Source organism: Citrobacter sp. Cm038, assembly GCF_030333105.1.
Lineage (GTDB): Bacteria > Pseudomonadota > Gammaproteobacteria > Enterobacterales > Enterobacteriaceae > Citrobacter > Citrobacter murliniae.
Window position 1 is genome coordinate 480,904 of record NZ_JAOWGO010000022.1, and the last position, 15,734, is coordinate 496,637.

The 15,734-nt window shown below is 52.2% G+C and carries 15 protein-coding genes; 1 reads left to right on the forward strand and 14 read right to left on the reverse strand.

Annotated elements, in window-relative coordinates:
- Positions 1-53: 53 nt before the first annotated feature.
- The 10 genes from lipA to OGY01_RS13625 form a co-directional block, all read right to left on the reverse strand.
- Positions 54-1,019 (reverse strand): lipoyl synthase, encoded by a 966-nt coding sequence (lipA, locus tag OGY01_RS13580; protein WP_045441031.1) that lies wholly within the window; start codon positions 1,017-1,019, stop codon positions 54-56.
- 261 nt (positions 1,020-1,280) lie between these two features.
- The gene (lipB, locus tag OGY01_RS13585) at positions 1,281-1,922 is read right to left on the reverse strand and encodes a lipoyl(octanoyl) transferase LipB (protein WP_045441032.1); all 642 of its coding nucleotides are present in this window, start codon (positions 1,920-1,922) and stop codon (positions 1,281-1,283) included.
- A 224-nt stretch (positions 1,923-2,146) separates the two neighbouring features.
- Entirely contained in the window at positions 2,147-2,410 is a 264-nt protein-coding gene (ybeD, locus tag OGY01_RS13590) for a DUF493 family protein YbeD (protein ID WP_003022706.1), read from the reverse strand.
- A 106-nt stretch (positions 2,411-2,516) separates the two neighbouring features.
- The gene (gene dacA / locus OGY01_RS13595) at positions 2,517-3,728 is read right to left on the reverse strand and encodes a D-alanyl-D-alanine carboxypeptidase DacA (RefSeq protein ID WP_045441033.1); all 1,212 of its coding nucleotides are present in this window, start codon (positions 3,726-3,728) and stop codon (positions 2,517-2,519) included.
- 142 nt (positions 3,729-3,870) lie between these two features.
- Positions 3,871-4,965, reverse strand: a complete 1,095-nt coding sequence (gene rlpA / locus OGY01_RS13600) for an endolytic peptidoglycan transglycosylase RlpA (protein WP_200010548.1) — start codon at positions 4,963-4,965, stop codon at positions 3,871-3,873.
- Positions 4,966-4,975: 10 nt separating this feature from the next.
- Positions 4,976-6,088 carry a peptidoglycan glycosyltransferase MrdB gene (mrdB, locus tag OGY01_RS13605; protein ID WP_045441035.1) on the reverse strand — a complete coding sequence of 371 codons (1,113 nt, stop codon included), beginning with the start codon at positions 6,086-6,088 and terminating at the stop codon, positions 4,976-4,978.
- 2 nt (positions 6,089-6,090) lie between these two features.
- Positions 6,091-7,992, reverse strand: a complete 1,902-nt coding sequence (gene mrdA, locus OGY01_RS13610) for a peptidoglycan DD-transpeptidase MrdA (RefSeq protein WP_045441036.1) — start codon at positions 7,990-7,992, stop codon at positions 6,091-6,093.
- Between the two features lie 30 nt (positions 7,993-8,022).
- Positions 8,023-8,490, reverse strand: a complete 468-nt coding sequence (gene rlmH, locus OGY01_RS13615; RefSeq protein WP_003022725.1) for a 23S rRNA (pseudouridine(1915)-N(3))-methyltransferase RlmH — start codon at positions 8,488-8,490, stop codon at positions 8,023-8,025.
- A gap of 3 nt (positions 8,491-8,493) precedes the next feature.
- Positions 8,494-8,811, reverse strand: a complete 318-nt coding sequence (gene rsfS / locus OGY01_RS13620) for a ribosome silencing factor (RefSeq protein ID WP_045441037.1) — start codon at positions 8,809-8,811, stop codon at positions 8,494-8,496.
- 254 nt (positions 8,812-9,065) lie between these two features.
- Positions 9,066-9,677 (reverse strand): adenosylcobalamin/alpha-ribazole phosphatase, encoded by a 612-nt coding sequence (locus OGY01_RS13625; RefSeq protein ID WP_200010550.1) that lies wholly within the window; start codon positions 9,675-9,677, stop codon positions 9,066-9,068.
- A 96-nt stretch (positions 9,678-9,773) separates the two neighbouring features.
- Between OGY01_RS13625 and cobD the strand changes: the two genes are divergently transcribed.
- Entirely contained in the window at positions 9,774-10,868 is a 1,095-nt protein-coding gene (gene cobD / locus OGY01_RS13630) for a threonine-phosphate decarboxylase CobD (RefSeq protein ID WP_284097109.1), read from the forward strand.
- Here cobD and nadD read toward each other — a convergent pair.
- From nadD to leuS, 4 genes are read right to left on the reverse strand one after another with little or no spacing between them, the layout of a single operon-like run.
- Positions 10,843-11,484: a nicotinate-nucleotide adenylyltransferase gene (gene nadD / locus OGY01_RS13635; protein ID WP_136345291.1), complete on the reverse strand. Its 642-nt coding sequence runs from the start codon at positions 11,482-11,484 to the stop codon at positions 10,843-10,845. The two genes, cobD and nadD, sit on opposite strands and share 26 nt — an antisense overlap.
- Before the next feature lies 1 nt (position 11,485).
- Positions 11,486-12,517, reverse strand: coding sequence for a DNA polymerase III subunit delta (gene holA, locus OGY01_RS13640; protein WP_045441039.1), 1,032 nt, complete (start codon positions 12,515-12,517; stop codon positions 11,486-11,488).
- A complete protein-coding gene (lptE, locus tag OGY01_RS13645) occupies positions 12,517-13,110 on the reverse strand; it encodes an LPS assembly lipoprotein LptE (RefSeq protein ID WP_048221864.1) in 594 nt (197 codons plus the stop codon). Before lptE ends, holA begins: the two co-directional genes overlap by 1 nt.
- 14 nt (positions 13,111-13,124) lie before the next feature.
- On the reverse strand, positions 13,125-15,707 hold the full coding sequence (leuS, locus tag OGY01_RS13650; RefSeq protein ID WP_144243054.1) for a leucine--tRNA ligase: 2,583 nt from the start codon (positions 15,705-15,707) through the stop codon (positions 13,125-13,127).
- Between the last annotated feature and the right edge of the window lie 27 nt (positions 15,708-15,734).

Here is a 15,734-nt window from a genome sequence, read left to right on the forward strand (position 1 = left end):
AACCGGCAATTTGCCGGTTTTTTATTGCTGAAATGTAAGCGAGTATTACGCGATTACTTAACTTCCAGCCCTTTTGCCTGCATATCTGCATGGTAAGAAGAGCGAACAAACGGACCGCAGGCGGCATGGGTAAAGCCCATCGCCATTGCTTCGGCTTTCATTTCATCAAACTCATCCGGGCTAACATAGCGCTGAACCGGCAAATGGTGACGGCTTGGCTGCAAATACTGCCCCAGCGTCAACATCGTTACGCCATGACGGCGCAGATCGCGCATAACTTCAATGATTTCGGCATTGGTTTCACCCAGACCCACCATCAGACCTGATTTGGTTGGGATCTCCGGATGCGCTTCTTTGAAACGTTCCAGAAGTTTCAGCGACCAGTTGTAATCAGCACCCGGACGAACGTTGCGGTAAATACGCGGCACGTTCTCGAGGTTGTGGTTGAATACATCTGGCGGGGTTGCCGTAAGGATATCCAGCGCGCGATCCATACGACCACGGAAGTCCGGTACCAGCGTTTCGATTTTAATCGTAGGGCTTTTCTCACGGATAGCAGTGATGCAGTCAGCAAAGTGCTGAGCGCCACCATCACGCAGATCGTCACGGTCGACTGAGGTGATGACGACATAGCGTAGCGCCATGTCTGCAATTGTCTGAGCCAGTTTTAATGGTTCGTTGGCATCAGGGGCAACCGGACGTCCATGGGCAACGTCACAGAACGGACACCGGCGGGTACAAATTGCGCCGAGGATCATAAAGGTTGCGGTTCCGTGATTGAAACATTCAGCCAGGTTAGGGCAGGAAGCTTCTTCGCACACAGAGTGCAGGCCATTTTTGCGCATTGCTGCTTTGATGCCCTGGATGCGAGTGGAGTCCGCTGGAAGTTTTATTTTCATCCATTCCGGTTTACGCAGCAGGGCTTCGCGCTCTGTTGCCACATTTTTTACCGGGATAAGAGCCATCTTATCGGCATCGCGGTATTTAACACCGCGTTCCATCACAATGGGTTTACTCATAGCGTGCGTGTTCCAGTTGCGAATAACGAAGGAAAGCGTTTCAATTCAAGGGAATGTTGTATTTATCAACTATTTTTGAATTAGTGATACGCAGTATATCATTGAAACGGGCCATAAAGCAGCCTGACAGGCTGGCAAAATGTAAAATAGTTGTTGTTTTGTGCCATTTGCCCAACATTTGCTGTGGCAAAGTATGCCCCGCTTTTCAGACGTCACTTTGATCGTATGACCTGTCATATCCAGGTCCTTCAATGCGCACGTTTAGTCCGATATATATTCATGAGGCGGGTTGCCCAGCAGCGCTAAGATGTTTGCTAACAAGCGAGGGCGGACGCTCTCTGTTGTTGCATTACTATCCCACTGCGATACCTTCGCCATCTCCATCCCGGCATAGCCGCAAGGATTGATGCGCTGGAAAGGTGACAAATCCATATCCACATTTAACGCTAAACCGTGAAATGAACATCCTTTACGGATACGTAACCCTAACGAGCAGATTTTCTTTTCACCAACATAAACGCCTGGCGCGTCGGCTCGCGGGTGAGCGTCGATGCCCATTTCAGCAAGGGTGTTAACAACAGTGTTTTCCAGCAGCGTGACCAGTTCGCGTACACCCAGCTTACGTCGCTTCAGGTTCAACAGAACATACATAACCTGCTGGCCTGGTCCGTGGTATGTCACCTGACCGCCACGGTCGCTCTGGATAACCGGAATATCCCCCGGCATCAGTACGTGCTCTGCTTTACCTGCCTGACCCTGAGTAAAGACAGGATAATGCTCTACAAGCCAGATTTCGTCATGGCTGTTTTCATCGCGGGTATCGGTGAATTCGTGCATGGCCAGAGAGACTGGCTCGTAAGGCTGAAGACCAAGCTGGCGGACAAGAATTTTATCCTGATACAAAACGGCATCTCCGTAGATACTCGTCGTCTTTCAAGTGGCAGGTAGGGTGTTGGCGCTAACTCACACCAGTCACTTACTTGAATAAGCTCCCGGGGATTCGCTGTCTTACCGTCTTGCTGCAACTCGAAATTCAGAGTAGAGAATGTAAAAGAGGGGAAAAGTATATCACAGGGGTGGGGGAGAGAGGTTACCCGAGCGGAGTGCTCCGGGTAACCGACAGGCTTTTACAGCACCATACGAACGATGTCGATATTGCCTAATTCTTCGTACAGTGTTTCAACCTGCTCAATGTGCGTAGCAGTGATCGTAATAGAGACCGAGTGGTAGTTGCCTTTGCTGCTCGGTTTTACCGTTGGGGAGTAATCACCTGGCGCATGGCGCTGTACCACTTCAACCACCTGATCAACCAGCTCAGGCAACGCCTGCCCCATTACTTTGTAAGTAAATGGAGTAGGGAATTCAAGCAGTTCGTTAAGTTTGGTTTTCATGTCAGCTCCGGCGTTACATCAAAAAATAATAACTCCCACGCTGAGTGGGAGTTATCTGGATACCTAGTATATGGGGACGTAAATCACACTTTCAAGTGTTCAATTTTTAGCCAAACCAGTGATGGAACATTAATTTAATGTAATCAATGATTTTACCAAAGAAGTTACCTTCCGGGATTTCCTGCAGTACAACCAGTGGACGTTGTTCAATGGTTTTCCCATCCAGCTGGAAGTTAATAGTGCCGACAACCTGGTTTTTCTGCAGCGGAGCATGCAGTTCAGTTGTATTCAGAACATAGCTCGCTTTCAGGTCTTTCATACGGCCGCGCGGAATAGTCAGGTAGACATCTTTATCAACGCCTAACGATGCACGATCTGTATTACCAAACCAGGCTGGTTCAGAAGCGAACTCTTTGCCGACTTTCAGCGGATTTACGGTTTCAAAGAAACGGAAGCCCCAGGTTAGCAGTTTTTTGCTTTCGGTTTCACGGCCTTTATAGGTGCGACCACCCATGACTGCGGAGATCAGACGCATCTGACCTTCGGTTGCCGATGCCACGAGGTTATAACCAGCCTTATCGGTGTGACCGGTTTTAATCCCGTCAACATTCAGGCTGTTATCCCACAGCAGACCGTTACGGTTTAGCTGACGGATGCCGTTAAAAGTGAACTCTTTTTCTTTATAGATAGAGTATTCATTAGGCACGTCGCGGATCAGTGCCTGACCAATCAACGCCATATCGCGTGCAGAGCTGTACTGACCTTCAGCATCCAGGCCATGAACGGTCTGGAAGTGGGTGTTTTTCAGCCCCAGCGCATTCACATAGCTGTTCATCAGACCGACGAAAGCATCCTGGCTACCGGCAGAGAAATCGGCCATTGCTACACAGGCATCGTTACCTGATTGCAGGTTAATCCCACGGATCAGCTGTGAAACGGGAACCTGCATACCCGGCTTGAGGAACATCAGGGATGAACCTTTAAATACCGGGTTTCCTGTAGCCCACGCGTCATTGCCGACGGTGACCAGATCGGTTTCTTTGAACTTGCCTGCTTTCATTGCCTGGCCGATGACGTAGCTGGTCATCATTTTGGTCAGGCTGGCGGGATCGCGGCGTGTGTCAGCATTTTGTTCTGCCAGAACTTTGCCTGAATTGTAATCGATCAGGATATACGACTCCGCATCGATCTGCGGAACGCCCGGGATCATGGTTTTGATATTCAGGTCATCGGCATGGGCAGCAGAGAGAGAGGCTGCGCAGAGAGCCGCGGTGAGCGCCATGCGCTGCACGAAACGAGCGGAAAAAGTGGTCTTCATGGTCTGAACTACGACGTCCGTGATGAAATTAAAAAAAGTGCCCTACTATAGCAAATGCGTAACTTACAGGCATCCGACTTTCCGCGTGACTTTGTTAATGTCATTTACAGAAATTGACAACTCGGATACCTGGTTTACGTTACTACACGCCGGTGATGAAGGACTGTAATTGTGCTTCGGATTGAAGACGTTGCTGCAACGTAGAGGCTTCAGCTTTGCTGGCGAACGGCCCCATCTGAATACGCCAAACGGCACCGTTTTGTACCACACGGCCCGGAACGCCAAACTGCTGGCTTAAACGTTTCTGATACTGCTGCGCGCGGCTCTGCTCACTGACGGCACCAACCTGAACTACATAACGCCCGTTGGCTGTTGCCGCAGGAGTGACGGCGGCAGCGGGAGCGGATACCGGAGCGGTTGAGGTGACTGGCGTAGCGACAGTGGGCTGTGGAGCAGGCGTTGGTTCGCTGCCTTCCAGCACACCAGCGGCGAGCGTCGTTGGTGCACCGAGGAAACCACCGCTATTAACCGGCGCGCCGGTTGGGTCATCGCTTTTCAGCGTTGAATTACTGATAGGGCGGATATCCGTTTGCGGCTGACCTGCATCCGGCGCGGAAGGCATACTGCCACCACCGCTCAAATCTGGACGTGAGGGCAGGGCGTATGTTTGTTTCGCAACAGTCGTACAGGCCATACCGGGGCCTGACAAAGAACCATCCGGCGCGACGATAATAGGATCTACGCGCACTTTGGTGTTGTTCGAGGTGTTCAGGCGATCGGCGGATGCACGCGAAAGAGAGATGATGCGATCGTTACCATAAGGGCCGCGATCGTTAATGCGCACCACGATCATCCTGCCATTGGCCAGGTTAGTTACCCGGGCATAGCTTGGGATCGGTAGTGTCGGATGCGCCGCAGTCAACTGCATCGGATCGAACGCTTCCCCTGAAGCGGTTAAATTGCTACCAGGTTCCGCATCGTAAATAGCAGCCAGACCGGCCTGACTGAAGCGAGAGGGATCCTGGACTATCTTGTAACTCTTACCGTCACGCTGATAATCCTGATTCGCCGTCGGGTTCAGGGGTTCAAAGCGCGGATCGGCCCCGCTGATTTCAACAATCGGACCATTACACACCGCAGGCTGCGGCGCGACAGCAACCTGTTGCTGACCATCATCATTCGAACATGCCGCGAGCATTCCTGCTGCGATGCAGATTCCAAGCCACTGCTTACGCATTGCGTACCCCTTACACGCTTTTCGACAACATTTTTCTATGGGTGTGGATCGACATGACAATCCCGAACCCGGCCATCAGCACTATCAGTGCAGAGCCTCCGTAACTGACCAGTGGGAGTGGAACCCCTACAACGGGCAGAATACCGCTCACCATACCAATATTTACGAAGACATAAACGAATAATATCAACATTAAACCGCCAGCCATGACGCGACCAAAGGTCGTTTGCGCTCGGGCAGCGATCCATAATCCGCGCATAATCAGCAGAATGTACAGCGTCAGCAGTATTAATATCCCGACCAGGCCAAGCTCTTCGGCTAAAACGGCAAAGATAAAGTCCGTATGACGCTCGGGTAAAAACTCCAGCTGTGACTGCGTTCCGTGTAGCCAGCCTTTACCGCGCAGACCGCCGGAACCAATAGCAATTTTAGACTGAATAATGTGATAACCCGCACCCAGCGGATCGGTTTCTGGATCGAGAAGCATCATTACACGCTGGCGCTGGTAATCATGCATCAGGAAGAACCAGAGTATCGGGATAAACGCTGCGACCAGTACAACGGCGACGCCGATTAAACGCCAGCTTAAGCCTGACAGGAACAGAACGAACAAACCGGAAAGGGCAACCAGGATAGAGGTTCCCAGGTCAGGTTGCGCGGCAACCAGCAAGGTAGGCATGAAAATCAATACCAGCGCAATGGCGGTATTCTTCAGCGATGGCGGACAAACATCACGGTTAATAAAGCGAGCCACCATCAGTGGAACGGCAATCTTGGCAATTTCAGAGGGTTGAAAACGCACGATGCCCAAATCGAGCCAACGCTGCGCGCCTTTGGAAATCGCGCCGAATGCATCCACCGCGACCAGCAGGATGATACAGATGATATAGAGATAGGGCGCCCAGCCTTCATAAACCCTGGGGGGGATTTGCGCCATTACCACCATGATCACCAGACCCATCGCGATCTGGCCTACCTTGCGCTCCATCATGCCAATATCCTGGCCGCTGGCGCTCCAGATAACCAGCGAGCTGTAAACCAGCAGCGCCAGCAAAATGAGTAACATAGTGGGATCGATATGAATTTTATCCCAGAATGTCTTTTTGTTCGGATTATCCGTCACGATTATTGGTCCTCAGCTGCTGCAACCGCTGGGTTTTCCGCAGGCAGATTGGTGTTGTTGTCGCCCAACATAATGTGGTCAAGGATCTGGCGCATGAGTGTACCTACAGCCGGACCGGCGCCACCGTTTTCGAGGATCATCGCGACGGCGACCTCTGGTTTATCGTAGGGCGCGAATGCCGTCATCAGCTTATGGTCGCGTAAACGTTCGGCGATTTTATGCGCATTATAGGTTTCGTTGGCTTTCAGACCAAAGACCTGCGCAGTACCGGATTTCGCGGCAATTTTGTACGGTGCGCCAGCAAAATATTTGTGTGCGGTACCGTTGGGGCGGTTCGCTACGCCGTACATACCGTCTTTGGCGATTTCCCAGTAACCGGAGTGAATGTCACCGACGGGAGGTTCATGCGGCTGTACCCACGGCACTTGCTTGCCGTTTTCCGCTGTGCTCATCAGCAGATGTGGGACTTTGACCATGCCGTCATTGATAAGGATCATCAGCGCCTTACTCATCTGGATAGGGGTTGCTGTCCAGTAGCCCTGACCGATACCGACCGGAATTGTATCACCCTGGTACCACGGCTTTTTAAACCGTTTTTGCTTCCATTCGCGGGTAGGCATGTTACCTGCGCGCTCTTCGGCGAGATCGATGCCAGTGTAATGGCCGTAGCCAAATTTACTCATCCACTCCGAAAGTCGATCTATCCCCATATCATAGGCGATTTGATAGAAAAACGTATCTGCCGACTCTTCCAGAGAGCGGGTGATATTCAGATGACCATGGCCCCACTTTTTCCAGTCACGGTAGCGTTTTTCAGAGCCGGGCAACTGCCACCAGCCTGGATCGAACAGGCCGGTATTACGGGTAATCACGCCCGCGCTTAACGCGGAAACCGCCACGTAAGGTTTAACCGTTGAAGCAGGGGGGTAAACACCTTGCGTCGCGCGGTTAACCAACGGGGTATTGGGATCGTTAAGTAACCCTGAATAATCTTTGCTGGAGATACCATCTACAAACAGGTTAGGATCGTAGCTGGGCATTGAAACCAGCGCCAGTACACCACCGGTGCGCGGGTCTGTTACGACAACGGCGGCGCGGCTACCCGCCAGCAGCGTTTCGATATACTGCTGAAGCTTCAAATCAAGCGTGAGATAAATATCATGCCCGGCCTGCGGTGCGACCTCTTTTAACTGGCGAATGACGCGACCACGGTTGTTTACTTCAACTTCTTCATAACCGGTCTGGCCGTGAAGTACATCTTCGTAATAGCGCTCGATACCCAGTTTGCCAATATCGTGGGTGGCAGCATAGTTGGCCAGCTTGCCGTCTTTATCCAGGCGTTCAACGTCTTTATCGTTGATCTTTGATACGTAGCCAATAACGTGAGTCAGCGCTGAGCCGTAGGGATAGTAACGGCGTTTGTAGCCTTTTACTTCGACGCCAGGAAAACGGTACTGATTAACGGCGAATCGCGCCACCTGCACTTCCGTCAGGTTTGTTTTCACTGGGATTGAAGTGAAGCGATGGGAACGTGAACGCTCTTTCTTAAAGGCGGCAATATCGTCGTCATTCAGATCAACCACGCTCCGTAGCGCGTCCAGTGTTTGCTGAACGTTATCGACCTTCTCCGGCATCATTTCTATTTGATAGATGGTGCGGTTTAGGGCGAGGGGAATGCCGTTGCGGTCATAAATGATGCCGCGGCTGGGCGCGATAGGCACCAGTTTGATACGGTTTTCGTTTGAGCGGGTCTGATAATCAGTGAAACGAACGATTTGCAGATTATAAAGGTTGGCGATCAGCACACCGGTGAGCAGCAAAATCCCCAAAAAAGCAACCAGCGCCCGACGCACAAACAGCGCGGACTCAGCCGTATAGTCGCGAAAAGAATTCTGTAGTTTCATCCGCTGCTTAATCTACTCAAGACTCAATGATCACTCACGGTGATATGGATGGTTGGTGGTAATGCTCCACGCCCTGTACAGACTCTCTGCTACCAGTACCCGAACAAGCGGGTGAGGAAGGGTTAATGCAGAGAGTGACCAGCTTTGTTCCGCTGCGGCTTTACAGGCTGGGGACAGCCCTTCCGGTCCGCCAATCAGGAGACTGACATCACGACCATCCAGTTTCCAGCGTTCCAGCTCGGTTGCCAGCTGTGGCGTATCCCAGGGTTTCCCGGGAATATCGAGGGTGACGATGCGATTTTTGCCTGCGGCAGCCAGCATCTGTTCACCCTCTTTGTCGAGAATGCGTTTTATATCCGCGTTCTTGCCGCGTTTTCCTGCCGGGATTTCGATAAGCTCAAAGGGCATGTCTTTTGGAAACCGGCGGAGATACTCCGTAAACCCGGTTTGCACCCAGTCAGGCATTTTTGTACCCACAGCGACAAGTTGCAGCTTCACGCATTAACTCCAGAGTTTTTCCAGTTCGTACAGGCGACGGCTCTCTTCCTGCATAACGTGGACAATCACATCGCCGAGGTCAACAACGATCCAGTCAGCTACGTTCTCGCCTTCTACGCCAAGCGGCAACAGGCCAGCTGCGCGGGATTCCTGAACAACGTGGTCAGCGATAGACATGACATGGCGGCTGGACGTGCCAGTGCAGATAATCATGCAGTCAGTGATACTGGATTTGCCCTGAACGTCTAAGGCGATGATGTCTTGACCTTTCAGGTCATCAATTTTGTCGATTACAAAATCCTGGAGTGCTTTACCCTGCAAGTGTTCCCCCTGGGTGAAAAGAGTTAAAAACGTCTGTTAGTATACCTGAACCAGAGGCGATATCGGGACAAATGTCTCCGAAAGCGCTTTTGAAGTGCGCTATCATCCCACCCCACGCAACAGAATGCATCGCCATTTTTGTAAAACAATTTCTGCAAAGCTCTGAAGGGCGGGAAAAGTCAGGCTGCGGAGAATAGCAGCCTGTCATGGGGTGTCAATGGGCGAAAGGCTCCTGAGCAGAAAAAACAGAGCTTTCACTCACCTTCGTGCCAAACTGCCCGGCTGTTCAGGACTTTCAGCACGGCAAAACTGTCACAGAAATCAATCGCGCTCCAGCAACCTTGTTCGACGCGAAAATGCCACATTGACGCCGCAGGCATTGACAGAAGACGGGCGATCAACACGCTCAAAACACCCTGATGGCTGACCACAAGCAGGTTCTCGCTTTCTTTATAATCAGCCAGTTGTGCAATAAACCGTTCAACGCGTTGTGAAAACGCCTGAAATCCTTCGCCATTGGTCGGCGTTGCATTTTGCCAGTCGTTACACCATATGGCGTAATTCTCTGCGTCCTCACGCGCAAGGTCGCGATGATGACGCATTTCCCAGTCGCCAAAGAACATCTCGTTTAGCTCAGGCATAATACGTAGCGGAACGTCGCGATCCGCCAGGATCAACTGTGTCGTATGGCGAGCTCGCTCAAGTTCACTGCACAGCACGTGTTCAACAGGAACGTTGCGTAACAGCGTCGATAACGTTTTGGCCTGAGCAATTCCCCGCTCAGTCAACGACGTAGGCGCATGGCCGCTGTATAATCCGGCCACATTGGCTTCGGTTTCTCCGTGGCGTACTAACCAAAGTCTCATTGTTTCCTCGTGAGGCTATTCGCACAAAATATGATGTTTGCCCTGATTGCGCAGAGATTTTTCAATAAAATACTCTTTTTTAAGTGGAGCGGCACGATGTCTTTATTGAAGAGCGCGCATGGCGGGAACACACGAGAAGCCGCAGCATTGTTGGGCATCCCGCCTGAGCAATTGCTGGATTTTAGCGCGAATATTAATCCGCTGGGTATGCCAGCAAGTTTAAAACGCGCGCTGATCGACAATTTGGATTGCGCTGAACGTTACCCGGATGTCGAATACGCCCATCTGCACGCTGCACTGGCGGAGCATCACCACATTCCGTCCTCGTGGATCCTCGCCGGAAACGGTGAAACAGAGTCAATCTTTACGCTGGTTAATAGCCTGAAGCCGCGCCATGCGATGATCGTTATCCCAGGATTTGCTGAATACCGCCGGGCGCTGCAATGGGGTGAATGCGCAATACATGAATTTGCGTTGCGTGAAGAAGACGGCTGGCAGCTTACTAATGCCATTCTCGATGCGTTAACGCCGCAACTGGACTGCCTTTTTCTCTGTACGCCCAACAACCCTACCGGGCTGTTGCCTGATAATCACCTGCTACAAGAGATCGCAAAACGATGTGAAACCCTCGGAATTGCCCTGATCCTTGATGAAGCGTTTATTGATTTTATTGCTGGTGAGCAGGGATTCATCCCGCTGTTGCAAGCGAATCCACATATTTGGGTACTGCGCTCACTAACCAAGTTTTATGCGATCCCTGGACTGCGTTTGGGGTATCTGATCAACAGCAATGAGCAGGCCGTCGCGCACATGCGCAGTCGGCAAATGCCCTGGTCAATCAATGCATTTGCCGCCCTGGCGGGAGAGATGATCCTGCGGGATAGCGCCTATCAACAGGCAACATGGAAATGGCTGGAGCAAGAAGGGAAGCGTTTTGATCAGCAGTTGAAAAATCAGCCCGGTTTAACGGTTTATCCTGGTCTGGCAAATTATCGCCTGTTGCGTTGCGATCGGGCTGGTATTGATCTGCAAAGATCGCTACTCGAGCAGCATATTTTGATCCGCAGTTGCGCTAACTACCCGGGGCTGGATGCGCGTTATTACCGGGTAGCTGTTCGTGGAGAGGAGGAGAATAACCGTCTGCTGGCGGCATTAAGCCTCACGCTTAACGGTACAGCCCTTGCTGATTGATATAGTCCAGAACGGAACCGGGCAATAAGTCGTCGCATGGCTCGCCCTTTTCGATACGCTCGCGAATAAGCGTGGCGGAAATATTGAACCACGGCGTTTCTGCCAGATAAATCTTTCCTGAGGGAAGGTTGTGTAAGTCATCTGGCGTGTGGGTCAGATGACGTTCCAGCCATTGTTGATGCCGTTCCTGAACCATTTCCAGCGGATACCCCGGACGTCGACATACGATGAGGTGGGTATTGTCCAGGATGGTGTCGGAGTCGTGCCAGGAAGGGAAGGTGAGCAGCGAGTCCTGACCAATAATAAAGGCCAGCGGAACCTCCGGACCTTGCTCCGCGCGCCACTCTTTTAGCGTCTGTGCGGTATAGGAGGCGGTATCACGTTTCAATTCACGTTCATCCAGGATAAACAATGGTTTATCGGCGATTGCCAGTTCAACCATATGCTTACGCTGTGCACTGGAGGCCTCAGGTTGTGCACGATGGGGCGGCACATTATTAGGCATGATGATGACCCGGGAAAGGCCAATCAGATTAGCCAGAATTTCAACGGGTTTAAGATGACCATAATGCACCGGATCAAAGGTGCCACCGAACAGAGCCTGCAATGATTTCATATCAACCATCAATAAATACATCGGCCAGTGGTTTATGGCACAGCAAAAGGGAAAGTCCCTCAAGCTCAGCCCATACTGACTGACCGTAGTCTTGTTTAAGCGTTATTTCCGTACGTGTTAGCAGCGTCACTGCCTGACGTAGCTGCTCTGGAGACAGCCGATTTAGCGCATCTCCCATCATGCCACGACGATTTTGCCACACCCGATGTTTATCAAACAACGTGCGTAACGGCGTATGGGTAGACTGGCGTTTAAGATTTACCAGCAGCAATAGTTCACGCTGCAGAGTTCGCAGCAGAATGACCGGTTCACTACCTTCAAGGCGCAACTGCTGCAAAATGTGCAACGCGCGTTTGCTTTTGCCCATCAGCAGCGCATCCACCCAGTGGAAGGGGGTAAAGTGCGCGGCATCGTTAACGGCTTGCTCCACGCGGGGAAGCGTGAGTTTGCCATCGGGCCAGAGTAATGATAATCGATCCAGCGCCTGTGCCAGCGCTAACAGATTGCCTTCATAGCAATAGCACAATAGCTGGTTGGCGGCGTCATCCAGTTGCAGGTTATTTTGCTTCGCCCTTGCAGCAACCCAGCGCGGAAGCTGTGCCTGCTCTGGTGTCTGGCAACTGATCTGGACCGCATTGCTTGCCAGTCCGCTATACCATGCGGCATTTTCCTGCGCTTTGGTCAGCTTATTGCCGCGAACAATCAGCAGCAGATCGTCATGGAGCAGGGTGACGAGCGTGGCAAGCTGTTCGTTAATCGCTGCATTTGGACCATTTTCGGGCAACTGCAGGAGCAAAGTCTGACGGCTGGCAAACAGGCTCATTGCCTGGCACAGTGAAAAAATAGCGCCCCAGTCGGTGCTGGTGTCGATGGTGAAAGCGTGGTGTTCTTCGAACCCTTGCGTAGCAGCAGCCAGACGAATCGCGTCCTGGCTTTCCTGTAACAGGAGGGGATCGTTGCCCAGTAGTAAATACGCCGCGCGCAGCCCTTCTTTGAGCTGTGCGCGGAGTTGTTCAGGGTACAACTTGAGCATCAGTTACCCAGCGTGGTGGAAACACGCGCCGGAGAAGATGCTGGCGCTGCTGTTTTCGTCACCGCAGGCTGTACATCATCACTGGATGACTGAGCATCGGCGATATGTACGCTTGGCAGCTTACGAATCAACTGTTCGGCTGCTTTGTCATACATCTCTTTGATGATCATATCCTGCTCGTTATCCTTCGCCAGTGCCGCTTGTGGGTTGTCAAAGAACGAACGATAGACTTTAGCGCTGATCGGATAAATATCATGTCCAGGAATCAATACCGAGGCATTGACTGACATCACCATCTGGTATTCAGCCGTTTGACCGTTCTGGAACACAGACGCCGTATCCTGAGAGATGCTGACCGTACCAAGACGTAAGGACGTGACATCTTTACGCATTGAACCGTCTTCAAGCAACTCCACGCCGTTAAGACGCAGCTGATTACGTACCGCGCGGCTTAAGGGGCCGTTCGGATCGCCTGAGTTCAGAATCATAGTTTTCATCGTGGGGGGCACCTGCGTGGTACTACGCAGATGCCAGCCACACCCGGCGGTGACCAGCACCACCAGGGATAACAACAATGTTGTCAGATGTCGCACGCTTCCTCCCGCGCTTAGCCAACGACCAGATTGAGGAGTTTACCTGGTACATAAATCACTTTACGTACGGTAACGCCATCAAGATATTTTGCCACCAGGTGTTCCTGGCCAGCACGTTCACGAACCTGCTCTTCAGTGGCGTTTACCGGAACGGTGATTTTGCCACGTACTTTACCGTTAACCTGGACAACAACCAGCGTAGAGTCTTCGACCATTGCGCTTTCGTCAGCAACAGGCCATGGCGCGTTGTCGATATCGCCTTCGCCTTTCAGCGCTTGCCACAAGGTGAAGCAAACGTGAGGGGTGAACGGGTTCAGCATACGTACAACGGCCAGCAACGCTTCCTGCATCAGGGCGCGGTCCTGTTCGTCTTCGGTCGGTGCTTTCGCCAGCTTGTTCATCAGTTCCATAATTGCCGCAATCGCGGTGTTAAAGGTCTGACGACGGCCGATATCATCGGTAACTTTAGCAATAGTTTTGTGAACGTCACGGCGCAGAGCTTTCTGATCTTCGCTCAGGCTTTCAACGTTCAGGCTGGCAACATCACCCCTGGAGGTGTGCTCATAAACCAGTTTCCAGACACGTTTCAGGAAGCGGTTTGCCCCTTCAACGCCAGATTCCTGCCATTCCAGGGTCATATCAGCCGGAGAGGCAAACATCATAAACAGACGTACGGTGTCCGCGCCGTAACGCTCAACCATCACCTGCGGGTCGATACCGTTGTTTTTAGACTTGGACATTTTGCTCATGCCGGTATACACCAGGTCATGACCTTCCGCGTCCTTCGCCTTAACGATACGGCCTTTTTCGTCGCGCTCAACGATCGCGTCAACCGGAGAAACCCAGTTACGTTCGCCGTTTGCACCAACGTAGTAGAAGGCATCTGCCAGCACCATGCCCTGACACAGCAACTGTTTCGCTGGTTCGTCAGAGTTCACCATGCCCGCGTCACGCATCAGTTTGTGGAAGAAGCGGAAGTAGAGCAGGTGCATGATGGCGTGTTCAATACCGCCAATGTAGATGTCAACCGGCAGCCAGTAGTTCGCGGCTTTAGAGTCCAGCATGCCTTCCTGATACTGCGGGCAGGTATAGCGCGCGTAGTACCATGAAGATTCCATAAAGGTGTCGAAGGTGTCAGTTTCACGCAGCGCAGGCATACCGTTAACGGTGGTTTTCGCCCACTCAGGATCGGCTTTGATCGGGCTGGTGATACCGTCCATGACCACGTCTTCCGGCAGAATAACCGGCAGTTGATCTTCCGGGGTTGGCAGTACGGTGCCATCTTCCAGAGTAACCATCGGGATCGGCGCGCCCCAGTAACGCTGACGGGAAACACCCCAGTCGCGCAGACGGTAGTTGACTTTGCGCTCACCAACCCCTTTAGCGACCAGTTCGTCGGCAATGGCGTTGAACGCGTCTTCAAAGGACAGACCGTCAAATTTACCTGAGTTGAACAGCACGCCTTTTTCAGTCAGAGCCTGTTCGGACAGATCCGGTTCTGAACCGTCAGCAGCCAGAATGACCGGCTTAATGTTCAGACCGTATTTGGTGGCAAATTCGTAGTCGCGCTGATCGTGGCCAGGAACGGCCATTACAGCACCCGTGCCGTATTCCATCAGTACGAAGTTCGCCGCCCATACCGGGATCTCTTCGCCAGTCAGCGGGTGAATCGCTTTAAAGCCAGTGTTGACGCCTTTCTTCTCCATGGTTGCCATTTCGGCTTCGGCAACCTTGGTGTTGCGGCATTCGTCGATGAAAGCCGCCAGTTCCGGATTGTTTGCCGCCGCTTTCTGCGCCAGCGGGTGACCCGCTGCAACCGCCAGATAAGTGGCACCCATAAAGGTGTCCGGGCGGGTGGTGTAAACGGTGAGCGTGTTGTCATAACCGGTGACATCGAAGGTGATTTCCACGCCTTCAGAACGACCGATCCAGTTACGCTGCATCGTTTTCACGGTGTCAGGCCAGTGATCCAGGTTATCCAGGTCGCGCAACAGTTCGTCAGCGTAAGCGGTGATTTTGATAAACCACTGTGGGATCTCTTTACGCTCAACTTTGGTATCGCAGCGCCAGCAGCAACCGTCGATAACCTGCTCGTTCGCCAGTACGGTCTGGTCGTTCGGGCACCAGTTGACCGCAGAGGTTTTCTTGTACACCAGGCCTTTTTTATACAGCTCGGTGAAAAACTTCTGTTCCCAGCGGTAATATTCCGGGGTGCAAGTCGCCAGCTCGCGGCTCCAGTCATAACCGAAGCCCAGCATTTTGAGCTGGTTTTTCATGTAGGCGATGTTGTCGTACGTCCATGGTGCCGGGGCAGTGTTGTTTTTAACCGCCGCGCCTTCAGCTGGCAGGCCGAACGCATCCCAACCAATGGGCTGCAGGACGTTTTTGCCCAGCATACGCTGGTAACGGGCGATCACGTCACCGATGGTGTAGTTACGTACGTGGCCCATGTGTAGTCGACCAGAAGGATAGGGAAGCATAGACAGGCAGTAATACTTCTCTTTGCTCTCGTCTTCGGTAACTTCAAATGTGCGCTTCTCATCCCAGTGAAGCTGTACTTTGGATTCTATCTCTTCCGGGCGGTATTGCTCTTGCATGGCAGCCAGTGGTCCTGTTTTCAATAC